This is a genomic window from Miniimonas arenae (assembly GCF_006351005.1).
In the GTDB taxonomy this organism is placed as follows: Bacteria; Actinomycetota; Actinomycetes; order Actinomycetales; family Beutenbergiaceae; genus Miniimonas; species Miniimonas arenae.
Window position 1 is genome coordinate 1 of the sequence record NZ_VENP01000006.1, and the last position, 22,542, is coordinate 22,542.

Genomic DNA, 22,542 nt, shown 5'->3' on the forward strand with positions numbered 1-22,542 from the left:
TTCCTGGCCATGATTCTCGGATCATCTCGCTTCCCCAGCACCAGGTGCCGGATTCAGCGTGTCCAAGATCCGGGGTCAGGCCCCGTCCTGGCCTGCGACGCCTACTGGCAGCGCCTCGTGCTCAACCCCGAGGGCCAACCGGTCAACATCGGACGCAGCGAGCGCACCTACACCGGTGACCTGCGCCGCGCGGTCCTGGTCCGGGACCGGCACTGCCAGTGGCCCGGCTGCACCCTGCGCGCCACCTGGTGCCAGGTCCACCACGTCCAGCACTGGGCCCACGGCGGCGAGACCAGCATCGCCAACGCCATCACCATGTGCTCGCGCCACCACCACGACATCCACCGCGACGACATTCACATCACCACCACCCCCGGCGGGTTCGTCTTCACCACCGCCCGAGGCGACCAGATCGGGGCCACCACCCGCCTCGAAGACCACCTCCTCACCCCACCACGACCCCGCCACACACCGCCCGACGGCACAGCCCTGCCCACCGACGAGCCTCCGTTCGACGGCGCAGCCCTGCCCACCGGCGAGACTCTCTTCGACGACGCGACGTCCGAGACGGCCAAGAGGGAGGCCTCGGAGAGAACTCTGCCCACCCTCAGCGCCCGACCCGACGGCGCAGCCCTGCCCACCGGCGAGACTCTGTTCGACGGCGCGACGTCCGAGACGACCCCGCCCACGGCGTCGGGGAGAACTCTGCCCACCCTCAGTGCCCGACCCGACGGCGCAGCCCTGCCCGCCGGCGAGACTCTGTTCGACGGCCCGACGTCCGAGACGGCCGTGCGAAAGGCCTCGGAGAGGACTCTGCCCAACGGCGAGACTCTGCTAGACGACGCGACGTCCGAGACGGCCGCGCCGACGGCGCCGGGCGGAACTCTGCCCACCCGCCCGGCCCCGTCCCACGGCGCAGCCGCGCCCACTCGCATTGCCCGACCCGACGACGCGGCCCCGCATCCCAACCGGAGCACCCGGTCGCGCAGCAGCGACGACACCGTGCACTCGACCGACCCGCCCGAACCCGACGACTTCCAGTTCCCCGAAGGCTGCCCCGCCCGCGACTGGTAGCCCGACGATGCTCCGCGCCTCGCCGTCGCCGGCGCGACCTGCGCCGGCTGGCGCGGGGAGCCTACTGGCACGGTCCACGCCTGGGAGTCGCCGCCGCCCGCCCGGCTCGGTGCTCGCCCAGGGAGAGCGCTGCTCGGAGCGCCCGAGCGCGGTCGCGCCGCCGCCGGTCCGGCGTGCGCCTCCGGGCCGGCATGCGCCGCCGGGCCGGCATGCGCCGCCGCACGCGGGCCGCGACCAGCGCTCCTCAGTCCTCAGCGCGCGGCGGGCGATCCACCAGCCGCTCGACCATCTCCTGCACGGTGAGCCCGTTGTACAACACGTCGACCACGGCCCGGATGATCGACGCCTTCACGCCGTTCCGGTTGGCGAGATCCAGGATGGGGCGGCAGGACTTGGCGCCCTCCGCCGTCGAGCCCGTGGCTGCGACGGCCTCCTCGAGCGACATCCCGCGACCGATGTAGGAGCCCAGCCGGTGGTTGCGCGAGAGCGGCGACGAGCACGTCGCGATGAGGTCGCCCATCCCCGCGAGCCCCGCGAACGTCTCCGGCTGCGCCCCCACCGCGGCCCCGATCCGCGCCGCCTCCGACAGCCCGCGCGTCATGATCGACGCCATCGTGTTGTCGCCGAAGCCCACGCCCTGGGCAATCCCGACGGCGAGCGCGATGACGTTCTTGACCGCACCACCGATCTCGATCCCGATGACGTCGGTCGCCGTGAAAACCCGGAAGTAGGGCGTCGCAATGGCGTGCGCGACCTCGAGCGCGGTGTCCTCGTGCTCGCACGCGACCACCGTGGCCGTGGGCTGCCGCTGCGCGATCTCGCCCGACAGGTTCGGCCCCGACAGCACCGCGAGCCGCTTCGCCGGCAGGTCCCACACCGATGCGAGCACCTCGCTCATGCGCTCGTCGGTGCCCTCCTCGACACCCTTCATCAGCGACAGCACGATCGCGTCGTCGGGCACGTCGTCGCGGTAGGGCGCGAGCAGGCCACGCACGATCTGCGACGGCAGCGCCACCACGACCAGCCCCGCACCGGCAACCGCGGCGGGCAGATCGGTCGTGGCATTCACCGTGTCGGCGAGCCGCACTCCCGGCAGGTAGGTCGGGTTCTCGTGGTCGAGGCTGATCGACCGTGCCGTCTCCTCCGTCTTGGCCCACAGCACGACGTCGTGCCCCGCGTCCGCGAGCAGCTGCGCGAACACCGTGCCGAACGAGCCCGACCCGAGGACGGCGCAGCGCACCTCAGACCCCCGCCTTCCGGCGATCGAAAGGCTCCGCGGGCGGCGTCTCGCCCCGGATCTGCGCGAGCTGGGTCGTGATGGCGGCCATGATGCGGCGCGTCCCCTCCGCGAGCGCCTCGGGCGTGGGCTGCGCGCCCGGCTGCGGCCGCAGGTCGGTGAGGTCGACGGGCTCCCCCACGAGCGCCTGGAACGTGGTGCGCCGCAGCGTGGGGAACTTGGCCTTGCGCGGCAGGATCGCCGTCGACCCCCACTGCGCAAGCGGGATCACGGGCGCGCCCGACGTCAGCGCGAGCCTCGCAACGCCGGTGTGCGCGACCATCGGCCAGGCGTTCGGGTCCAGGGTCAGCGTGCCCTCGGGGAAGATCAGGACGCACTCCCCCGCCTCGAGCGCCGCCTGCGCCGCGACGAGCGAGTCGGCGGCCTGGCGCGTCCGCCGTTCCACGGGGATCTGGCCGGACCCGCGCAGCAGCGCGCCGAGCCCGAACACCTTCCACAGCTCAGCCTTGGCCATGATCCGCGGCGGCGCCCCGTTGTTGTAGAGGACGTGGGCCGTCGCGAGCGGGTCGAGCAGCGACGCGTGGTTCGCGGCGGCGATGAAGCCCTCGGGCCGGTGGAGGTTCTCGGTGCCGCTCCACCGCTTGCGGCCCATGAGCCACAGGAAGGGCTTCACCACACCGGCGATGAAGCGGTAGGTCGGGGAGTACCGGCGCTGTGTCACGGACGCCGATCCTAACGGCGCACGCGGTCGCGGGCCGCGCGGCGGCCGACCGAGCGCGTCGTGCGGACGCCGTCGCGGGCTCGGCAGCACCCACGACGGCGAGCCCCCCTCGCTCTCGCATCGCACCCTGCACGACGGCGAGCCCCCCTCGCTCTCGCATCGCACCCTGCGCGACGGCGAGCCCCCCTCGCTCTCGCATCGCACCCTGCGCGACGGCGAGCCTCCTCGGTCACATCGCACCCCGCGCGACGGCGAGCCCTCCCGGCCGGTGCAGGCGGCGATCGACGCCGCCCGCACCGACCAGGATCGAACCGACCCGCAGCTCAGCCGATCTGCTCCCACGGACCCCACGGCGACGCGCCCGGCTCCTGCGCCCGCGTCCACCACTTGGCCCGCCACAGGTGCGAGCCGTGCGACACGACGTCGCCCGCCACGAAGATGCGGCTCGACGTCCACGCGGCCACCCCGGACGGCTCGGCCGCGATCTGCTGCCACGGGCCGTACGCGTCCCCGGGCTTCTGACCCTGGGTCCACCACGACGCCCGCCACTGCGCACCCGCGTAGGTCACGACGTCGCCCGTGGTGTACACGGTGCGCGCGTTCCAGTCGGCCGGAGCGGCGGCCTCGGTGTCGTCGCCGACGATGATCCCGCGACCGTTCGTCGCGATGTAGACGCGACCGAAGACGTCGGGGTCTCCCTCGATGTCGGCGCCGATCCAGCCCCACTGGTGCTCGTCGTCGTTGATGCGCTCCCACGACGTACCGCCGTCGATCGACCGGTAGACGCCACGCACGCCGTCGCGCTCCGCGGCGGTGTAGATCGAGGGGGTGAGCGCTCCGGGCGCGGCGCGGCCGAAGCCGACCGTGTCGGCGGCGTCGAAGCCCGCGACGGCGGACCAGGTGGACCCCGCGTCCGTCGATCGCCACATCCCGTACGCGCCCTCGTCGTCACCGCCGGCGAGCCACAGCACGCCGATCGAGCCCGGCATCGCGGCGAAGCGCACGTTGCCCTCGGCCGGCAGACCACCGGCGACGGCGGCGAACGTCGCCCCGCCGTCGTTGGAGCGGTAGAACGTGCCGCCCGCGAGCCCGTAGACGAGGCGCGGGTCGACGCGGTCGCTCTCGACCCGCGCACCGACGGGCAGGCCGACGACGTCCGCCCACGTCGAACCCGTGTCGCCGGACCGACGGGGCGTCACGCCGTCGGGCGCCCACACCACGTTCGCGCCGTTAGCGCTCACCGTGACCGTGCCGGGTCCCGAACCACCGGAGGCGGGCGAGGTGACCCAAGTGGCGCCGGAGTCGGCCGAGGTCGCGACGACGTGGTTGCCCGACCCGTCCGTCCCCGCGCGCACGATCACCCCGGACGCGAGTCCCGCGGCGTCCACGCTCGTCGCCCCGCCGAAGTAGGGCGCCTGGAAGGTGTTGACGACCGTGTCGATGTCGCCGTGGACGAACCCGCCGAGGTCGAGCATCGCCGAGACGAGGTCGACGTCGCCGGCGGGCGCCACGAGGTCCTGGATCGCCGTCTCCTCGATGCCGTCGGCCACGGGCTGGAAATCCTCAGGGCGACGCGAGAGCGAACCGTTTCGATTGAGCGTCCCCGCCGCGCGGGTTGCGGGCGCCGTCAGGGACGCCCTGGCTCACGAGACGTTGGCACGCACAACCCTCTCCACGCGGGCAGCGGCGAGGGCCCTCGTCGGTCTCGAGATCACGCCGATGACGGACATCGCCTCCCCGACGACCGACATCGCCTCGAGAACGGACCAGGATCACCTCGCGAAAGGACCAGCATCACCTCGCGAACGACGGAGATCACCTCGCGATAGGACGAAGATCCTCTCGGGAAAGGACGGAAATCACCTCGCGGACTGTAAGAATGGCTCGCGGGGCGGTGGGTCAGGCGGGGTTCTCGGGCTCGCCGAGCGAGAGCATGAGGCGGTTGGCCCACGCGAAGAAGCCGGCGGCGCCCACGACGTCCAGGATCGCCTCGTCCGACAGCCCCACGCCGCGCAGCTCGGCCACGTGCTCGGCGTCGAAGGCAGAGGGCGTCCGGCTCAGCGCAGCGGCTGCCCGCACGACCGCGGCCCACCGCGGCTCCAGCTGCGCCGTGGCCGCCTCGGTGCCCTTCCGCAGCAGCAGGTCGACCTCGTCCGTGCGGTGCGAGAGCTGCTCCGCGAAGCGGGCGTGCACGCTCGCGCAGAACACGCAGCCGTTGACGCGCGAGGCGACCGCAGCGCTGAGCTCACGCTCGGGACGAGGCAGGCCCTCGCCGTCGGACGGCTTGCGCGGCGCGCCCGTGCGGAAGGTGTCGAGGTCGGTCCGCGTGCGGGCCGCGAGCACCTCGGGGTCGAGCGCGAGCAGCCGGAAGTACGGGCTCGCGTCGCGGTTGCGCTCCACGAGGCCCGCGTACTGCCGCTCGCTCAGCTGATCGGCCGCCGGCGGCGTGAGCCACGGCACCCAGCCGAGGTTCGCCCGCGTGAAGTGGTCGGGGCGGTCGAGGTCGGGATACGTGGTGACCGCGCGGTCACCCGGGTCGACGACCGGCTCGACCTCAACCCCGAAGGCACCGGCCTCGGCGGCGCCGCTCGTCGCAGCACCACCCGCACCGGCGCCGCTCGCGTCGGTGGCCGACGTGTCGGCGCCAGCAGAGCCCACGGACACGCCGACAGCCGCGTCGGACGAGCCGGCGAGCACCCCGAGCCCGTGCACGAGCCGCACCTGGTAGGCCAGGAACGCCACGAGCTGCGACAGCGTCACGATCTGCGACGTCGTCCACCCCGCGTCCAGCAGCGCCTGCAGCGCCTGCGGCGAGGACTCCCGCGGCCGCAGCACCAACAGCACGGCGTGCGTCAGGCCCGAGGCGAGCCGCGGCGGCACGACGGCAGAGCTCGCCACCGTGAACGCCTCGCCCCGTTCGGACTCCCCCGCCAGCCCGGGCTCGCGGTACACCCCGTACGGACCCGGGCGCCGCGCGGCCTCCGCGATGGCGGCCACCTCCGCGGCGAGAGCCGCGTCGCGGGCGGCAAGCTCGCCGTCGTACACCGCGCCGAGGGGCGCGGCCGCGGCGCCGTGCAGCGCGAGGACGAGGCTAGCGACGGCGTACCGCTCGACGAGCGGGAAGCCGTTCTCCGCGACGGGCGCGAACAGCGCGTCGTGGCTGGCCTGGGTGTGCGTGCGGGCCGCGTCGCGGCCCCGGCGGAGCGCGTCGAGCCTCGAGCCGGGCGCGGTGCCGACCACGGCGTCGACGAGGTCGACTCCCCGTCCGCTCTGGGCGACCTCGGTCGCGTCCGTGCCGGACGTGGCGGTGGTAGTCATCGGGAGACCTCCAAGGTCGGACGCAGCGCGAGGCGCGGCAGCAGCGGAGACACGTCGTGCGCGAGCAGCTCCAGGGAGCGCAGCACGAGCTCGTGCACGGGGTCGACCGAGTGGACCTGCACCAGCAGGTCGGTGGCGCGCTCGAGGATCGTGTCCTGCGCGAGCTGTGCGGCGACCTGCTCGGGGTCGCCCGTCACGGTGTCCGAGCGCGCGATGAGGTCTTCGATGCGGCCGTCGGGGTCGAGCCCCCACAGCCCGCCCCGCACCGCGACCGTCCGCAGGCCGCGGTCGGCCTCGCGACGCGCCGTCGCCTCGTCGTCGGCCACGAACACCGTGCGGGAGGCCGCGATCCGCGGCGCCACGCCGTCGGGCAGGGCGTCCAGGTAGGCGTCCACGATCGGCTCCTGGATCTCCCAGATCCGCGCGTTCGGCGCGCTCTCGGGGCGCGGCTGGCTGCGCGAGAGCATGAGGCCGGACCCGTTCGCACCGATCCGGGCCGCGCCCTCGGCGGAGAACGTCGCCTCCCAGCGGCGCTCCAGCAGCGTGGGCGCCGGCGGGTAGAGCTGGTTCTCGGGGTCGCCCAGGTCGAGCCCGGCCCACGCGTCGGTGACCACCTTGAGGTGGTCGGCGTAGATCGTGCGGCGGTCCGCGGCGTCGAACCCGAAGGCGCGGAACGACGACGGCGTGCCACCGGTCCCGAAGCCGACCTCCACCCGGTGGCCCGAGATCTCGTCGAGGACCGCGAGGTCCTCCGCGACCCGCAGCGGGTGCTCCAGCGGCAGCGTGATGACGCCGAAGCCCAGCCGGATCCGGCGGGTCAGCGCCGCGACCGAGGCGAGGAACACCGCGGGCGCGGGCAGCCCGCCCTCGAGCGCGTGGAAGTGGTGCTGCGCCACCCACGCGGAGTCGTAGCCCAGCTGCTCCGCGCGCACGATCTGGTCGCGCGCGTTGCGGTAGCGCTCCCCCGGCGACGTCTCGTCGAGCAGGCGGGTGAACAGGCCGAGGCGGAGCGGGGACGTCACGAAGGAACCTTTCCGGGGATCGAGGCGATGAGGTCGCGGGTGTACTCCTCGTGGGGGTCGGCGAACAGCGCGGCCGTGCCGCTCTGCTCGACGGCCCGGCCGCGCCGGAGCACCGTCACGGTGTCGGCGATCTGCCGGACCACCGCGAGGTCGTGAGAGATGACGAGGTAGGTGAGGCCGCGCTCGCGCTGCAGGTCGTCGAGCAGGCGGAGGATCCCCGCCTGCACGGTGACGTCGAGCGCGCTCGTGGCCTCGTCGAGGATGAGCAGCTCGGGGTGCAGCACGATCGCGCGGGCGATCGCCACGCGCTGGCGCTGACCGCCCGAGAGCTCGCGCGGCCGGCGGTGGTGCAGCTCGGCGGGCAGCGCGACGCGCTCGAGCGCCTGGACGGCGTGCGCCCGGCGGCCCGCGGCGCTGCCCTCGAGGCCGAAGTTCGCGAGCGGCTCCGTGACCGCGTCGAGGATCGTCTGGCGCGGGTCGAGCGACGCGTACGGGTTCTGGTAGACGAGCTGGACACGGCGGCGCAGCTCGCGGCGCCGCGCGGAGTCCAGCGTGAGGACGTCCTCGCCGAGCACCTCGACCGAGCCGGACGCAGCGCTCTGGAAGGCCGCGATGACGCGCGCCGTGGTCGTCTTGCCCGAGCCGGACTCCCCCACGAGCGCGTGCGTCGTGCCGCGCGGGATCTCGAAGCTCACGTCGTCCACGGCGCGGAACGGCTGCTCCTTGCGCAGCCGCGCGCCCAGCCCGTGCCCGCCGAACTCCACCGAGAGGCCACGCACGCGCACGGCGGGCTGCTCGCCGTCGGGCGCCGTGCGGGCGGCGCGGTGCACGGGCGTGGCGAGCGTCGGAGCGTCGGCCAGCAGGCGGCGGGTGTAGTCGGACTCGGGCGCGCGCAGCACCTGTGCGCTCGGCCCGTGCTCCTGCACGCGGCCCTCGCGCAGCACGAGCACGCGGTCGGCGTGGTCGGCCGCGAGCGCGAGGTCGTGCGTGACGAGCAGGATGCCGGTGCCGTTCTCCCGGCGCAGGTCCTCGAGCAGGTCGAGGATGCGCCGCTGCACGGTGACGTCCAGCGCGCTCGTCGGCTCGTCGGCGATGAGCAGCCCCGGCCCGAGCGCGATCGCGGCCGCGATGAGCACGCGCTGCTTCATCCCGCCCGAGAGCTCGTGCGGGTACTGGCGGGCGCGGCGCGCCGGGTCGTCGATCCCGACCCGGTCCAGCAACTCCTCGACGCGCGCGCCCAGGACGCGGCGCGGCGCCGCGCGGTGGATGCGGAAGGCCTCGGCGACGGAGTCCCCGATCCGCTTCGTCGGGTCGAGCGAGGCGCCGGGGTCCTGCGGGATGAGCCCGACCCGGCGGCCGCGCAGCTCGCGCCAGCGGCGGGCGCTCGCGTGCGTCACGTCCTCGCCGGCGAGCTCGATGCGCCCGCCGACCACGCGCCCGCCCGCGGGCAGCAGGTCGATGACGGCCTGCGCCGTCGTGGTCTTGCCCGACCCCGACTCCCCCACGAGCGCGACGACCTCGCCGGGCGCGACGGCGAATGAGACGCCGTGCGTGACTGTGCGGCTTCCCGAGCGCCCGGCGTAGGCGACGGACAGGTCGGTGACCTTGAGCAGGTCGCTCATCGCGCGCCCTCCCGGCGTTCGGAGATCCAGCCGGAGATCCGGTTGGCGGAAAGCACGACGACCACGACGACGAGGCCCGGCAGCGTGGTGAGCCACCACGACGTCGCGAGGTGGCTGCGGCCCTCGGAGATCAGCAGGCCCCACTCGGGCGTGGGCGGCGGCGCGCCGTAGCCGAGGAAGCCGAGCGTGGAGATCGCGAGCACTGCGGTGCCGAACTGCAGCGCGGCGAGCGCGAGCACGGCGGTGAGCGAGTTGGGCAGCACGTGCCTGAGCAGCACGCTCCACCAGCGGCCGCCGGAGCCGAACGCGGCCTCGACGTACTCGGTGCGTCGCACCCGCACGACCTCCGAGCGCGAGAGGCGCGCGAACGCGGCCACGCTCGTCACGCCTACCGCGATCGCCGCGTTCGTCGTGCCGAAGCCGAGCAGGATGATGACCGAGAGGCTGAGCAGCAGCCCCGGGATCGAGAGCAGCACGTCGACCACGCGCATGAGCAGCTCGTCGAGGAAGCCGCCGATCGACCCGGCGATCACGCCGAGCGCAGTGCCGGCGACGAGCCCGACGCCCACGGCGACCGTGCCGCCCAGCAGTGAGTAGCGCGCGCCGTAGACGACGCGGGTGAACAGGTCGCGGCCGGTCGGGTCGGTGCCGAACCAGTGCGCCGCGCTCGGGGGCGCGAGCTTGTCGGCGGGCACGCCCGTGTAGGGGTCCTGGGCGGTGAACAGCCCTGGCGCGAGCGCCCAGGCGACGACGAGGGCGACGACGGCGAACGCGAGTCCCACCGACAGCCACGGCAGGACGCGGCGCCACGGCGCGGGTGCGCGCTCCGCCGTCGCCGCGAGCGACGTGCGCCCCTCGGGGTCGACGTCTATCGGGCTGCGCAGTCCGTCGGGCGTCTCGTCGGCGGGGTCGGGCACGTTGCGCTCCAGCTCGAGGGTCACGGGTCCTCCTCAGGCCTGGACCCGACGGCGCAGCCGCGGGTCGAGGACGGGCGCCAGCAGGTCGACGGCCAGGTTGACGACGACGAAGACGGCCGCCGCAATGATGACGATCGCCTGCAGGACGGGGGTGTCCTGCGCGTTGAGCGCGTCCGCCGTGAGCCGGCCGATGCCGAACCTGGCGAACACGGTCTCGGTCACGACGGCGCCGCCGATGAGCTCTCCGAGCAGCACGCCCGCGATGGTCATGGCGGGCAGGGCCGCGTTGCGCAGCACGTTGCGCACCAGCAGCCACGGCTCGCTCGCGCCCTTCGCGCGCACGACGGCGACGAACGGCTGGGCGCGCACGTCGTCGATCGCGCGCAGCAGCACCTGGGCGAGCGGCGCGCTGATCGGGACGGCGAGGGTGAGCACGGGCAGGATCAGGGCCTCCACCGGGCCCGGGCGGATCACCGAGATCCACCCGAGCCGGAAGGAGAACAGCTGGATGAGCACGATGCCGAGCCAGAAGACCGGCACCGAGATGAACAGCGAGGGCAGGGAGCGCAGGAGTGTCGCGAGCCACGAGAACGGGCTGAGGCTGGCCGCGAAGGCCAGCAGCCCCGCGAGCAGCACCGCCGCGACGAAGCCGAGGCCCGCCAGCAGCAGGGTGGACCCGAGGGCCTCACCGACCAGCACGCGCACCGGCGCCCCGGAGGCGACCGAGTAGCCGAGGTCGCCGCCGAGGGCGCCGCTGAGCGCGTGCCAGTACTCCGCCAGCAGGCCGGAGTCCGCCCCGTAGCTCTCCCGGATCGCCGCGATCTGCTCCGCCGTGAGCCCCAGCTCGGGGTTCTCGAAGCGGATCATCACGGCGTCCCCGGGCAGGGCCTGCAGCAGCACGAACGCGAGGGTGAACGCGCCGAGCAGGACCCCGAGGGAGGAGAGCACGCGGCTCGCGACGTACGTCACTGCTCCAGCCAGGTGTCGTAGAACTTCGGGCGAGCGATCGAGTCCCAGCCGAATCCGTGCACGTAGTTCTGCGCGCCGTACACCTGCGGCTCCTCGAACAGCGGGATCACGTAGGCGTTGTCCACGAGGTACCGCTGCGCCGCGGCGGACGCGTCCAGGCGAACCTGCGGGTCCGGCGTCGAGGCGACAGCCTCGAGGAGCGAGTCGAGCTCGGCGTCGTTGGACAGGAGCGCGTTGCGGTTCTTGGAGTGGAACTGGCTCTTGATGACGTCGAGGTCGGTGCGGCCGACCATCGAGTGGTACAGCTGGACCTGGTTGGGGTCCTTCATCGCGGTGGCGTACGTGCCGGAGTCCGCGGCGAGGATCTGCAGGTCGACGCCGATCTCCTTCAGCTGCTGGGAGATCAGGGTGAGGGTGTCGCGCGAGAGCGGCTGCGGCTTGGCCTCGCTGGCCACGAGGGTGAGCGTCTTGCCGTCCTTCGCGCGGATGCCGTCGGCACCCGGAACCCAGCCGGCCTCGTCCAGGAGGGTCTTCGCCTTTTCCGGGTCGTAGGCGAGCTGGTCGGACAGGTCGACGTAGCCGAGCGCGGTGTGGGACAGCACGCCCGTCGCGGCCGGGTAGTTCTCGGTGAAGACCGTGTCGACGAGCTCCTGGGTGTTCACGCCGGCCACGAGCGCCTGGCGCACCTTGAGGTCGGAGAGGATCTCGTTGGTGAAGCGCAGCGAGAGGCTGTTGTTGACGCCCTGGGTCTGCGGGGCGAAGAGCTGCAGGCCGGCCGAGGTGACCTGCTCCTCGTCGTAGGCCTGGACGTAGCGGATGAGGTCGGCCTGGCCCGACGTGAGCGCGCCGATCCGCACGCTGTCCTCGGGGGTCACGGTGAACCGGACCGAGTCGAGGTACGCGCGGCCCTGGTGCTCGCTCTCCTCCGGCGCCCAGTCGTAGTCCTCACGCGCCGTGAGCACGAGCTCGGAGCCGACCGTCTCGTCCGTGATGACGAACGGGCCCGTGCCGACCACGTTGGTGGCGTTGCCGGCCGCGAAGGCGTCCGCGTCGCCGTCGAGCGTCGCGGAGGACAGGATGCCGGCGCCGTTGGCCGAGGTCGCCTGCAGGAAGCCGGGCGCGGGGGCGGAGAACCGGAAGATCACGGTGTCCTCGTCCACGACCTCGCTGCCGGCGTAGTTGTTGATCTGCTCCGACACGGCGAACCCGCGGTCCGGGTCGCCGGTACCGTACAGGTCGAAGTTCTTCGCGACGACCTCGGCGTCCAGCGGCGTGCCGTCGGAGAACGTCACGTCGGGGCGGAGGTTGAACGTGTACTCGGTCGCGTCGTCGTTCATCGCCCAGTCCGTGGCGAGCCACGGGGAGAACTCCAGCGTCACCGGGTCCTGGAAGACGAGCTTGTCGGTGATGTTCGCGATGAGGCCACCGTTGGGGTAGAAGCCCGACGCCGGCGGGTAGAGCGTGTCGTAGGCCTGGTACTCCAGGTAGAGCAACTCGCCGCCGGTCTGGACGTCGCCGGCGGCCTCGGCGTCGCCGCTGGCGTCGCTCGTGCCGTTCGCGGCGTCGGTGGCGTCACCGGTCCCGGCGGAGCCGGAGCCGCAGGCCGCCAGCAGGGCGACGGCCGAGACGGCTGCCGCGACGGCGGCAAGGGGACGGACGGATCGGGACATCGACGGTGCTCCTCGGGTCAGGGGGGAATGCTGACTCCGACCGTACGAGCGAACCGGGTCTGGTTGCTGGCACAACCTATTCGTCTCGCGATCCGAGACATCACGAGGGGTGATGCAGGGGGACCGCGGGATGTGCCGTGACGCGGGTCACACGTCGAGTCACGCCCCGGCGCGCGCGATCCGCCGCGGCCACCAGAACCGGTCCCCCAGCAGCAGCGCGAGGGCCGGCACGAGCATCGTCCGCACCACGAGGGTGTCGAGCAGCACGCCGAGGCAGACCACCACGCCGAGCTGCGCGAGCACGACGAGCGGCAGCACGCCGAGCACCGCGAACACGGCCGCGAGCAGGATGCCCGCGCTCGTGATGACGCCGCCGGTCGCGCCCAGCGCGCGCAGCATGCCCTCGCGCGCCCCGTGCTCGATGGACTCCTCACGCGCCCGCGTCACGAGGAAGATGTTGTAGTCCACGCCGAGCGCCACGAGGAACAGGAACGCCATGAGCGGCACGCCCTCGTCGAGCGCCGAGAACCCGAGCGGACCGGTGAAGATCCACCAGGACGCGCCCAGGGCCGCGAAGTAGGTGCCGACCACGGTGAGCACGAGCAGCACGGGCGCGACAACGGCGCGGAGCAGGAGCGCCAGCGCCACGAGCACGAGGCCGAGGATGAGCGGCACGATGAGCTGGCGGTCGCGCGCGGCCGCCTCGGTGGCGTCCATCGTCTGAGCCTCGGGCCCGCCGACGTAGGTCTCGGGCTCGTCCTGCAGTGCCGTGCGCAGGTCGCGGATCGCCTGCTGCGCCTCGGCCGAGCCCTCGTGCGAGGTGAGCACGACCTGGAGCTGGGTCACGCCGTCGCCCTCGGACACCGGGCTGACCGACGCGACGCCCGGCACCGCGGAGGCGAGCTCCTGGACCTGCGTGGCGTCCGCCGTCGTAACGATGGAGGTCGGGTTCGCCGTGCCGGCCGGGTAAGACTCGCTGATCCGGTCCGCCGCGACGATCGCCTCGGGCGTGCTGAGGAACTGCTCCGCGGTGTCCAGGCCGAGGCGCAGCTGCGTGTTGCCGATCGCCAGTGCGCCCAGGCCGACCACCACGGTGAGCGCGACGGCGAGCGGGCGCTTCGCGACGCCGTCGCCGATCCGGCGCCACACCGAGCGCGTCTCCGCCGCCGTCGCGTCGCCCACCCGGGGCGCCCGCGGCCAGAAGATCCCGCGCGGGAACACGACGAGCGCGGCGGGCAGGAGGCCGAGCACGAACGTCGCCGCGACCACGATCCCGACGGCGCACGCGAGTCCCAGCCCACGGGTCGTGGGCACGAGCGAGAGCAGCAGGGTGAGCACGCCGACCACCACGGTGCCGGCGCTGCACAGCACGGGTTCGAGGGTGCGGCGCAGGGCGAGCGCCATCGCCTCGCGACGGTCCGGCAGACGGCGCAGCTCGTCGCGGTAGCGCGAGATGAGCAGCAGGGCGTAGTTCGTCCCGGCGCCGAACACGAGGACCGACAGGATGCCGATCGTCGACTCGTTCGACGGGATGTCGACGGCGGCCAGCACGTGGGTCGCGAGGACCGCCGCGGACTGGTCGGCGAGCCCGACCACCGTGAGCGGGACGAGCCAGAGCACCGGGCTGCGGTAGGTGACGATGAGCAGGATCGCGACGACGAGCGCCGTGGCGCCGAGCAGGCGGAAGTTCGCGCCGTCGAACACCGAGGCGAGGTCCGCCTCGACCCCCGCGGGCCCGGTGACCTGGGCCTGCACGCCGTCGGGCGCCCCATCGCGAAGGGTGGCGCGCAGGTCGACGACGGCGTCGGCCACCGCCGACGCGCTCGTCGCCTCGATCGGGACGATCCCGAGCGCCGCGGTGCCGTCCTCGGACGGCACGACGACGGGCTGACCGCCCGCGAGCTCGCCCACCAGGGCGCCGATCGCCTCGAGCTGCTCGGGGGTGAGCGCGGCGCCGTCGTCGGCTGAGCTCGAGCCGGCGGCGGTGAAGAGCACGACGGCGGTGCTGCCGTCCTGCTGCGGGAGGCGCTCGGCGAGCTCGGCGGCCTGCGTCGAGTCGGCGCCGACCGGCAGCTGGTCCGTCGCGCCGCGCTCGCGCTCGGCCTGGCCGAGGCCGCCGATCAGCGCGCCGCCGATCAGCAGCGGGAGCAGCGCGACGATCCACGCCGTGCGGGCGCCGGTCGCGAAGCGGATCCAGCCGGAGGAGCGGTGGCTGGGCTCGCCGCCCGGACCGTCCTGCGTCACGTCGGCCTTGGTCCCTGCGGTGGTGCTCATCGGTCCTCCTGGCGGCAGCGAAGTCGCTAAGTGCGTGAACTATATGGGCCATCGGTGTGTGCGACCAGCGTCCGGCCGACCGCGAGGGGCGCCGCGACGTCGATCCGCAGCGTCAGCACCATGGAGTCCACGTTCACGTCGCTCTCGCAGGACGTCGCCTACGGCACGCTCGACGTCGACGCGGCCGTGGACGAGTGGTTCGCCGAGGCGGAGGCCGCGATCGGCGGCTGACACCGGTGCCACGGGCGGCCGTCGAGCAGGACCTCGGCGGCCGTCCGTCGCCGCGCGGGACCCTGGGCGAAGGGGCGGGTCTACGATGGGCCCGCCGACCCGGTCCCTAAGCAGGTGAACTAGATGGCGGACGAGATCGACCTCAGCAAGCCCGGGGCGTGGCGACAGACCGAGTCGCTCACGCTCCTTCGTCGCGTCATGGATCTCGGTGGTTCAGTGCGGCACACGGTCTCGGGTGCCTCGGGTCTCAGCGAGAAGGAGATCCACGCCCTCGAGCACCTCGCGCGCGGACCCCTCGGCCCGGCGGAGATCGCCCGCCTCCTCGACGTCACAACGGCGGCGTCCACCGGCATCGTGGACCGGCTGGAGACCCGGGGGCACGCGGAGCGGCGGCCGCACCCCATCGACCGACGGCGCACCGCCGTCACGATCACCGAGTCTGCGCGCCACGAGGTGATGCGGCACATGGGCCCGATGTTTCGTGCTCTCGCCGAGGCGGACGCCGCCCTCACGGACGAGGAGCGTGCCGTCGTCGTGCGCTACCTCGGCGCCGCGCTCGCCGCGGCGGAGCACGTCGAGGGCAACCACCGCACGCGGCGTGTCGTACCCCCCGCCTAGCCTTCCCGCATGCGCTACGGCTTCGTCGGTTCCTTCGGCTCCGCGACCGAGCTCGTCCGCCTCGCCGTCGAGGCCGAGGAGCACGGGTGGGACGGGTTCTTCGGCTGGGACGGTGTGAGCCTCGGGCCGGCACCGACGTGGGACCCGTTCACGCTGCTGGGCGCCGTCGCGGCGCAGACGTCGCGGATCCGCCTCGGGACCCTCGTGCTCGCCCTGCCCCGCCGGCTGCCGTGGGAGCTCGCCCGCCAGGCGCTCACGCTTGACCACCTCTCCGGCGGCCGGCTCGTGCTGCCGGTGGGCGTGGGCGTGACGGACGACCGCGCCGTCGCCGGCGTGCTCGGCCGCGGCGCCACACCGACCGATCTGCGCACGCGCGCCGCGCTGCTCGACGAGACGCTCGCCGTGCTCGACCTCGCTGCCACCGCCGAGCCGTTCTCGTTCACCGGCGAGCACTACCACATCGAGGAGATGCAGATCGCTCCTGCGCCCCTGCAGCGCCCGCACGTGCCCGTGTGGCCCGTCGGGGCATGGCCGAGCGTGCGCTCCATGCGGCGCGCGGCGCGGTGGGACGGTGTGGTGGTGCAGCTGCGTGGGGAGCGCGCGATGGCGGACCCGACACCCGACGACGTGCGCGACCTGGTCGCCTGGCTCACCCGGGAGCGGGGCGCCGACGAGATGGCGGGGTTCGACGTCGTGCTCCAGGGGACGTTCACGGGCGAGGCGGACGCCGCCGCGCGGGCCGCCGCGTACGAGGAGGCGGGCGCGACGTGGTGGATCGACGGGCGCTGGGAGGGCGAGGACGCCCAGTTCACCCGCCAGCTCGCGCTGGTGCGCGAGGGGCCGCCGCGCTGATCGGCCCGCGGCTGGGGATCGGCCGAGCCCGCCGGGCCGGCGGGGTGGGACGACCCCACGCCACACGACACGCCCGACAGGACACGCCCGACACGACACGTGCCACACGACACGCGCTCGTGTCGACCTCGGCACGGAGCGAGTCAGGACTGCTCGGCGCTCGGGTCGATCGCGCCGGACTGGATCGAGGTCCAGACGAGGTTCGCCATCTCGACCGAGCCGGTGCCCTCGCGCGGGTGCGTCGCGTCGTCGAAGAACCACTCGCCGTGCGGGTCGGAGTAGGCGTACCAGTCGATCACCCGCGCGTTCGGGTACTGCGGCACGACGCTCGCGAGCAGCGCGTTGTTCTGGTCCTGGTACTCCACGCGCGTACGGTCGTTGACGAGGAAGACCCGGTGGTCCGACAGCGCATCCAGCACCCGGCGCAGGTCCGCCTCGGCGATCGGTCCGTTGGAGCCGCCGTGCACCACGACGGTGCGGCCCAGCGTGCCGGCGTCCCGCATGGCCAGGACGATGTCGGCCATCTCGCGGAACTGCCGGGACACCTTCCAGTCCACCGTGACCGGCCCGAGCGCGGCGAGGTCCGGCGCGACCATGCCCATCACCGAGTCGCCGACCACCGTGATCGCGCCCACCTCGTCCACGGGTGCCGGCTCAGGGGCGGGCTCAGGGGCGGGCCGGTGCGTCTGCGGCACGGCCGCGGGCTGCGGGGCGAGGGCGGCCGGGGTGCCGTCGGGTCCGAGGGCCACGGTCACGCCCGGCATCACCGGGGTCCGAGCGGCCTCCGCGCCCGCGCCGGCGCCCGCACCGCCGTCGGGCGCGGTCACGACCCCACCGCCGCCGACGAGACGGTTGCTCGTCTCCAGCAGGCTCGGCCGCTCCGGCACGTGCGCCAGACCTGAGCCGAGACCGACCACGGCGAGCGCGGCGACGGCGAGCACCGCCGTCGTACGTCGTGCCGGCACGGCGAGCGGGCCGGCCGTCCGCACGGACCGCCACCAGTGCAGCAGTGCCCCGCGCCGCACGGGCGTCTCGACGAACCGCCACGACAGCTCCGCCAGCCCGCACGTGAGGGAGACCTGGAGCACCGCCACGACCGGCACGGCCCACGGCAGGTCCACGCCGGCGCGCGTCACCATGAGGACCGGCCAGTGCCACAGGTAGATGCCGTAGGAGCGCGTCCCGATCCACCGCAGGGGATGGCGGTCCAGCGCGCGCCCGATCGCGGACTGCGGATGGACCACGGCTCCCACGAGGACGACGCACACCACCGCGGCCACGGCGTAGCCGCCTCGGTACAGCAGCGTCGATCGCTCCGACACCCCGATGACGAGCGCCGCGAAGGCGGCCAGCCCCACGACGGCGGCGACGTCGCACAGGTACGCCGAGCTGCGCGCGGCCGCGCCGCGCAGCCTCCACGGCCGCCACACGCACGCGAGCGCGGCGCCGAGCAGGAGCGGGAAGGCGTGCGTGTCGGTCCCCACGTACACCCGGGTCGGGTCGTTCGACACCGGCATGCCGCCGCCGACGGCGAGCACCACCATCGCGGTCGCGGACAGCGCGGCCAGCACGAGCAGCGCCTTGCCGAGCCGGTGCCGACCCCAGCGGATCGCGGCCCACGCCAGGAGGGGCGCCAGGAGGTAGAACTGCGCCTCGACCGCGAGCGTCCAGAGGTGTCGCAGCAGCGAAGGACGCTCATGCGCGTCGAAGTAGGACTCCGAGGACGCCACCTGGAACCAGTTGGAGACGTACAGAAGCGCGGCCGGCACGGCGCGACGCAGGTGATCGAGCTGGTCGCGCAGGAGCAGCTCGATCACCACCACGGCACCGAGCACGAGGTACAGGGCGGGCAGGAGCCGCCGTGCGCGGCGGCCGTAGAAGGCGCCGACGCGCAGCCGTCCGGTGCGCTCGACCTCGGTGAGGATCAGCGTGGTGATGAGGAAGCCGGAGATGGCGAGGAACAGGTCGACGCCGAGGAAGCCGCCCGGCAGCCCCGCCGCACCCGCGTGGTAGGCGAGCACCGAGACGACGGCCAGGGCGCGCAGTCCGTCCAGGCCGGTGAGGTGCAGCCTGCGGTTCTGCGGTGCGCCCGGCGCCGGTGTGTGGGGCCGGGCCAGGTGGTCACCCGCCGGGGGTGTTTCGGCGGGCCGACGGTCGGCGACCGCGGTCGTCGCGCGCGTGCGGACCCCCGCGCCGTCGTGCAGGGCGGCCGGCCCGATGCTCCTGGCCGGTGCCTGCGACGTCATCGCTCCAGTATCGGTGGCCGGTCTGGTCGGCCCAGGCAGCGGCGCCGGGCGAGTCGCCGCACGGCCGCACGCCGAGGCCCACGAGCCAGGCGACTCGGTCGGGGCAGCAGCGCTCGGCGAGTCGCCGCACGGCCGCACGGCCGCGACCGTTGCGCCTGACGAGCCCCTCCGAGGTCGTCAGGGCTCTGGCCGCGAGCCGGTCGCGCTCAGTCCCCCACCGTGCCGTCGGCGGCGATGGGCCAGAACGGGTTCCACGCGAGCTCCCACAGGTGCCCGTCGGGATCGGCGACGTAGCTCGAGTAGCCGCCCCAGGACGTCGAACGCGGCGCCACGACCGACGTGGCACCCGCGGCGAGCGCTCGCGCGAAGGCGGCGTCGACGTCGGCGCCGGAGGGGAAGTTGCGCGCGAGGGTGACCGAGCCGGACCCCGCGGGCAGGTCGTCGCAGCCGGTGTCCTCCGCGAGACCTGCCGCCGTGAACAGCGCGAGGATCTGGCCGCCGAGGCGGATGAAGACCACCTCGTCGTGGACCTCGAACGGCTCCCAGCCGAGCGCCTCGTAGTAGGCGCGCGACCGCGCGACGTCGGCGACGCCGAGGGTGACGGCCGTGATGGCGCGCGGGAACGCGCCGTCGGGCGCCCCGGGATCGACCATGGCCATGCCCCCGGTCAGCCCCGGTCAGGCGGGCTGGTCGGCGGGCCGTGCCGCGTCGATGTCGATCTTCGGCAGGTGCTTCGCCGGCAGCGTGCGCGGCCGCCAGGACTCCCGGCGCGCCTCGAACGCGGCGATCTCGTCGGCGTGCTGGAGGGTGAGGCCGATGTCGTCCAGGCCCTCCATGAGGCGCCAGCGGGTGTAGTCGTCGAGTTGGAAGGGCACCGTGACGTCACCCGCGGTGGCGGTCCGGTTGACGAGGTCGACCGTCACCTCCGTACCGGGGGAGTTCTCCAGGATCTTCCAGAGCAGCTCGACGTCCTCCTGCTCGACGATCCCGGCGACGAGGCCCTGCTTGCCCGAGTTGCCGCGGAAGATGTCGGCGAACCGGGACGCCAGCACCACGCGGAAGCCGTAGTCCTTGAGCGCCCACACGGCGTGCTCGCGCGAGGAGCCGGTGCCGAAGTCCGGGCCGGCCACGAGCACGGTGCCGGCGCGGTAGGCGTCCTGGTTGAGCACGAACGACGGGTCGCCGCGCCACGCCGCGAACAGCGCGTCCTCGAAGCCCGTGCGGGTCACACGCTTGAGGTACACGGCGGGGATGATCTGGTCGGTGTCGACGTTGCTGCGACGCAGCGGGACGCCGATCCCGGTGTGGACGGTGAACTTCTCCATGGCTGGCTCCTGCTTTGTGCGAGGTTCGGGATGCGCTCGGGCGGCGCGAGGTGACGGGCTGCGCGGGGGCGGGCGGCGCGATCCGCGTCGGACCTGGCCGGACCAGGTCAGACCTGGAGGAGCACCTTCGGGTCCAGCGGCGCGAGCGGCGAGCCGTCGAACGTGGTGAGGTCGACGCCGGCAGGCAGGTCGAGGTCCGAGAGCGAGGACAGCGTGCCGCGGATCGCCGTGGCCGCCGCGACGAGCGGCGACACGAGGTGCGTGCGTCCGCCCTTGCCCTGACGGCCCTCGAAGTTGCGGTTCGACGTCGAGGCGGACCGCTCCCCCGGCGCGAGCTGGTCGGGGTTCATGCCCAGGCACATCGAGCAGCCCGCGTTGCGCCACTCGGCGCCGAACTCCTTGAAGATGACGTCGAGACCCTCGGCCTCGGCCTGTAGCCGCACCCGGGCGGAGGCTGGCACGACGAGCACGCGGACGTTGTCCGCCTTGCGGTGGCCCTGGATCACCTTGGCGATCGAGCGCAGGTCCTCGATGCGGCCGTTCGTGCACGAGCCCATGAAGACGGTGTCGACCGTGATCTCGCGCAGCGGCTGGCCCGGGACGAGGCCCATGTACTCGATCGCACGCTCGGCGGCGACGCGGTCGTTCTCGTCCGCGATCTCCTCCGGCACCGGCACCCGCGCGCTGATCGGCAGGCCCTGACCCGGGTTGGTGCCCCAGGTGACGAACGGCTCGAGGTCGCTCGCGCGCAGCTCGACCTCGGTGTCGAAGACGGCGTCGTCGTCGGTGCGCAGGGTCTTCCAGTACTCGACGGCGTCCTCCCAGTCCTGACCCTCGGGGGCGTGCGGGCGGCCCTTGATGTAGTCGAAGGTGGTCTGGTCCGGCGCGATCATGCCGGCGCGCGCGCCGGCCTCGATCGACATGTTGCAGATCGTCATCCGCGCCTCCATCGAGAGCTTCTCGATGGCGGGCCCGCGGTACTCCAGGACGTAGCCCTGGCCACCGCCAGTCCCGATCTTGGCGATGATCGCCAGGATGATGTCCTTGCTGGTCGTGCCCGGCGGAAGCTCGCCGACGACGTTGATCGCCATCGTCTTGAACGGCTGCAGCGGCAGCGTCTGCGTGGCGAGCACGTGCTCCACCTCGCTCGTCCCGATGCCGAACGCGAGACCGCCGAACGCGCCGTGCGTGGAGGTGTGCGAGTCGCCGCAGACCACCGTGAGGCCCGGCATCGTCAGCCCCAGCTGCGGCCCGACCTGGTGCACGATGCCCTGGTCGGCGTCGCCGAGGGAGTGGATGCGCACGCCGAACTCGGCGGCGTTGTGGCGCAGGGTGTCGATCTGCGTGCGGCTCGTGAGGTCCGCGATCGGCAGGTCGATGTCCAGCGTCGGGGTGTTGTGGTCCTCGGTGGCGAGGGTGAGGTCGGTGCGACGCACCTGACGGCCGGCGAGCCGCAGGCCCTCGAAGGCCTGCGGGCTGGTCACCTCGTGGCACAGGTGGAGGTCGATGTAGAGGAGATCCGGCGCGCCGTTCTCACCCTTGCGCACGATGTGCGCGTCCCAGACCTTCTCCGCCAGGGTCTTGCCCATGTCCCACCTCGACTCGACTCGGCTCGGGGACGGAGCGGGTCACGCACGCGGCCCCGAGTAGTTGCCGGACATCATCCCCCGTGATCTCAGCCCGTGAACTTGCGTCTCAGCCTCCGAGACGGCAGTATCGAGGCATGGACACGAGTGGTGTGGGAGTTCTGGACAAGGCGGCGATCGTGCTGGCCGCCCTGGAGTCGGGGCCGGCGACGCTGGCCCAGCTGGTCTCCTCGACCCACCTGGCGCGCCCGACGGCGCACCGCCTCGCCGTCGCGCTCGAGCACCACCGCCTGGTGGCGCGCGACCTCCAGGGCCGCTTCGTGCTCGGCCCGCGCCTCGGCGAGCTCGCCGCTGCCGCCGGCGAGGACCGCCTTCTCGCCGCCGCCGGTCCGGTGCTCGCGGCGCTTCGCGACCACACGGGCGAGAGCGCGCAGCTCTACCGCCGCCAGGGCGACCACCGCATCTGCGTCGCGGCCGCCGAGCGGCCCGTGGGCCTGCGCGACTCCATCCCGGTCGGTGCGCAGCTCTCGATGCAGGCCGGCTCCGCCGCCCAGGTGCTGCTCGCCTGGGAGGAACCGGACCGGCTGCACCGCGGCCTGCACGGCGCCACCTTCACCGCCACGGTGCTGTCCGGCGTCCGACGGCGAGGCTGGGCCCAGTCCGTCGCCGAGCGCGAGCCGGGGGTCGCCTCGGTGTCCGCGCCCGTGCGCGGGCCCTCGAGCCGCGTCGTCGCGGCCGTGTCGATCTCCGGGCCGATCGAGCGGATGACCCGCCAGCCGGGTCGCCTGCACGCGGCCGCCGTCATCAGCGCGGCCAACCGCCTCAGCGAGGTGCTGCGGCGTGCCGACGAGCACCAGTAG

At 73.6% G+C, this 22,542-nt stretch carries 18 protein-coding genes; 4 read left to right on the forward strand and 14 right to left on the reverse strand.

Features of this window, described 5'->3' with window-relative positions:
- Positions 1-117: 117 nt before the first annotated feature.
- Positions 118-1,074, forward strand: coding sequence for an HNH endonuclease signature motif containing protein (locus tag FH969_RS02880; RefSeq protein WP_139985985.1), 957 nt, complete (start codon positions 118-120; stop codon positions 1,072-1,074).
- Positions 1,075-1,318: 244 nt separating this feature from the next.
- Here FH969_RS02880 and FH969_RS02885 read toward each other — a convergent pair whose 3' ends face one another.
- The 10 genes from FH969_RS02885 to FH969_RS02930 all read right to left on the reverse strand — a co-directional run bounded on the left by FH969_RS02885 (position 1,319) and on the right by FH969_RS02930 (position 14,824).
- On the reverse strand, positions 1,319-2,314 hold the full coding sequence (locus FH969_RS02885) for an NAD(P)H-dependent glycerol-3-phosphate dehydrogenase (RefSeq protein ID WP_108717800.1): 996 nt from the start codon (positions 2,312-2,314) through the stop codon (positions 1,319-1,321).
- Position 2,315: 1 nt separating this feature from the next.
- Positions 2,316-3,032 carry a lysophospholipid acyltransferase family protein gene (locus FH969_RS02890; protein ID WP_108717801.1) on the reverse strand — a complete coding sequence of 239 codons (717 nt, stop codon included), beginning with the start codon at positions 3,030-3,032 and terminating at the stop codon, positions 2,316-2,318.
- 323 nt (positions 3,033-3,355) lie between these two features.
- On the reverse strand, positions 3,356-4,582 hold the full coding sequence (locus FH969_RS02895) for a carbohydrate-binding protein (RefSeq protein WP_139985987.1): 1,227 nt from the start codon (positions 4,580-4,582) through the stop codon (positions 3,356-3,358).
- A 349-nt stretch (positions 4,583-4,931) separates the two neighbouring features.
- Positions 4,932-6,350 (reverse strand): alkylhydroperoxidase domain protein, encoded by a 1,419-nt coding sequence (locus FH969_RS02900; RefSeq protein ID WP_139985989.1) that lies wholly within the window; start codon positions 6,348-6,350, stop codon positions 4,932-4,934.
- Positions 6,347-7,372 (reverse strand): putative FMN-dependent luciferase-like monooxygenase, encoded by a 1,026-nt coding sequence (locus tag FH969_RS02905; protein WP_139985991.1) that lies wholly within the window; start codon positions 7,370-7,372, stop codon positions 6,347-6,349. Before FH969_RS02905 ends, FH969_RS02900 begins: the two co-directional genes overlap by 4 nt.
- The gene (locus FH969_RS02910; protein ID WP_139985993.1) at positions 7,369-8,994 is read right to left on the reverse strand and encodes a dipeptide ABC transporter ATP-binding protein; all 1,626 of its coding nucleotides are present in this window, start codon (positions 8,992-8,994) and stop codon (positions 7,369-7,371) included. The genes FH969_RS02905 and FH969_RS02910 overlap by 4 nt, the downstream gene beginning before the upstream one ends.
- Complete coding sequence (locus tag FH969_RS02915; protein WP_425462446.1) at positions 8,991-9,878, reverse strand: ABC transporter permease; 888 nt, start codon at positions 9,876-9,878, stop codon at positions 8,991-8,993. Before FH969_RS02915 ends, FH969_RS02910 begins: the two co-directional genes overlap by 4 nt.
- A 66-nt stretch (positions 9,879-9,944) precedes the next feature.
- Positions 9,945-10,880 (reverse strand): ABC transporter permease, encoded by a 936-nt coding sequence (locus tag FH969_RS02920; protein ID WP_139985995.1) that lies wholly within the window; start codon positions 10,878-10,880, stop codon positions 9,945-9,947.
- A complete protein-coding gene (locus FH969_RS02925; RefSeq protein ID WP_139985997.1) occupies positions 10,877-12,550 on the reverse strand; it encodes a TIGR04028 family ABC transporter substrate-binding protein in 1,674 nt (557 codons plus the stop codon). The genes FH969_RS02920 and FH969_RS02925 overlap by 4 nt, the downstream gene beginning before the upstream one ends.
- Positions 12,551-12,709: 159 nt before the next feature.
- Entirely contained in the window at positions 12,710-14,824 is a 2,115-nt protein-coding gene (locus FH969_RS02930) for an MMPL family transporter (RefSeq protein ID WP_139985999.1), read from the reverse strand.
- A 354-nt stretch (positions 14,825-15,178) separates the two neighbouring features.
- Here FH969_RS02930 and FH969_RS02935 point away from each other — a divergent pair, with 354 nt between their 5' ends.
- Together FH969_RS02935 and FH969_RS02940 are read left to right on the forward strand one after the other, a co-directional pair.
- On the forward strand, positions 15,179-15,673 hold the full coding sequence (locus FH969_RS02935; protein WP_139986001.1) for a MarR family winged helix-turn-helix transcriptional regulator: 495 nt from the start codon (positions 15,179-15,181) through the stop codon (positions 15,671-15,673).
- 9 nt (positions 15,674-15,682) lie between these two features.
- Positions 15,683-16,525 (forward strand): LLM class flavin-dependent oxidoreductase, encoded by an 843-nt coding sequence (locus tag FH969_RS02940; protein WP_139986003.1) that lies wholly within the window; start codon positions 15,683-15,685, stop codon positions 16,523-16,525.
- Positions 16,526-16,668: 143 nt separating this feature from the next.
- Here the strand turns inward: FH969_RS02940 and FH969_RS02945 are convergent, their stop codons facing one another.
- The 4 genes from FH969_RS02945 to leuC all read right to left on the reverse strand — a co-directional run bounded on the left by FH969_RS02945 (position 16,669) and on the right by leuC (position 21,685).
- Positions 16,669-18,771, reverse strand: a complete 2,103-nt coding sequence (locus FH969_RS02945) for an acyltransferase family protein (protein WP_139986005.1) — start codon at positions 18,769-18,771, stop codon at positions 16,669-16,671.
- A gap of 206 nt (positions 18,772-18,977) precedes the next feature.
- Positions 18,978-19,430 (reverse strand): VOC family protein, encoded by a 453-nt coding sequence (locus FH969_RS02950; protein ID WP_246071668.1) that lies wholly within the window; start codon positions 19,428-19,430, stop codon positions 18,978-18,980.
- An 18-nt stretch (positions 19,431-19,448) separates the two neighbouring features.
- Positions 19,449-20,096: a 3-isopropylmalate dehydratase small subunit gene (gene leuD / locus FH969_RS02955; protein WP_108717812.1), complete on the reverse strand. Its 648-nt coding sequence runs from the start codon at positions 20,094-20,096 to the stop codon at positions 19,449-19,451.
- A gap of 107 nt (positions 20,097-20,203) precedes the next feature.
- The gene (gene leuC / locus FH969_RS02960; protein WP_108717813.1) at positions 20,204-21,685 is read right to left on the reverse strand and encodes a 3-isopropylmalate dehydratase large subunit; all 1,482 of its coding nucleotides are present in this window, start codon (positions 21,683-21,685) and stop codon (positions 20,204-20,206) included.
- Positions 21,686-21,819: 134 nt separating this feature from the next.
- Here leuC and FH969_RS02965 point away from each other — a divergent pair, with 134 nt between their 5' ends.
- Complete coding sequence (locus FH969_RS02965; protein ID WP_108717814.1) at positions 21,820-22,542, forward strand: IclR family transcriptional regulator; 723 nt, start codon at positions 21,820-21,822, stop codon at positions 22,540-22,542.

What these genes read in the sequence shown, in the direction of transcription:
- FH969_RS02930 (WP_139985999.1), bottom strand. Translation starts at nt 14,824, where the DNA reads ATGAGCACCACCGCAGGGACCAAGGCCGACGTGACGCAGGACGGTCCG.
- FH969_RS02950 (WP_246071668.1), bottom strand. Translation starts at nt 19,430, where the DNA reads ATGGCCATGGTCGATCCCGGGGCGCCCGACGGCGCGTTCCCGCGCGCC.
- FH969_RS02935 (WP_139986001.1), top strand. Translation starts at nt 15,179, where the DNA reads ATGGCGGACGAGATCGACCTCAGCAAGCCCGGGGCGTGGCGACAGACC.
- FH969_RS02945 (WP_139986005.1), bottom strand. Translation starts at nt 18,771, where the DNA reads ATGACGTCGCAGGCACCGGCCAGGAGCATCGGGCCGGCCGCCCTGCAC.
- FH969_RS02965 (WP_108717814.1), top strand. Translation starts at nt 21,820, where the DNA reads ATGGACACGAGTGGTGTGGGAGTTCTGGACAAGGCGGCGATCGTGCTG.
- FH969_RS02940 (WP_139986003.1), top strand. Translation starts at nt 15,683, where the DNA reads ATGCGCTACGGCTTCGTCGGTTCCTTCGGCTCCGCGACCGAGCTCGTC.
- leuD (WP_108717812.1), bottom strand. Translation starts at nt 20,096, where the DNA reads ATGGAGAAGTTCACCGTCCACACCGGGATCGGCGTCCCGCTGCGTCGC.
- FH969_RS02925 (WP_139985997.1), bottom strand. Translation starts at nt 12,550, where the DNA reads ATGTCCCGATCCGTCCGTCCCCTTGCCGCCGTCGCGGCAGCCGTCTCG.
- FH969_RS02910 (WP_139985993.1), bottom strand. Translation starts at nt 8,994, where the DNA reads ATGAGCGACCTGCTCAAGGTCACCGACCTGTCCGTCGCCTACGCCGGG.
- FH969_RS02900 (WP_139985989.1), bottom strand. Translation starts at nt 6,350, where the DNA reads ATGACTACCACCGCCACGTCCGGCACGGACGCGACCGAGGTCGCCCAG.
- leuC (WP_108717813.1), bottom strand. Translation starts at nt 21,685, where the DNA reads ATGGGCAAGACCCTGGCGGAGAAGGTCTGGGACGCGCACATCGTGCGC.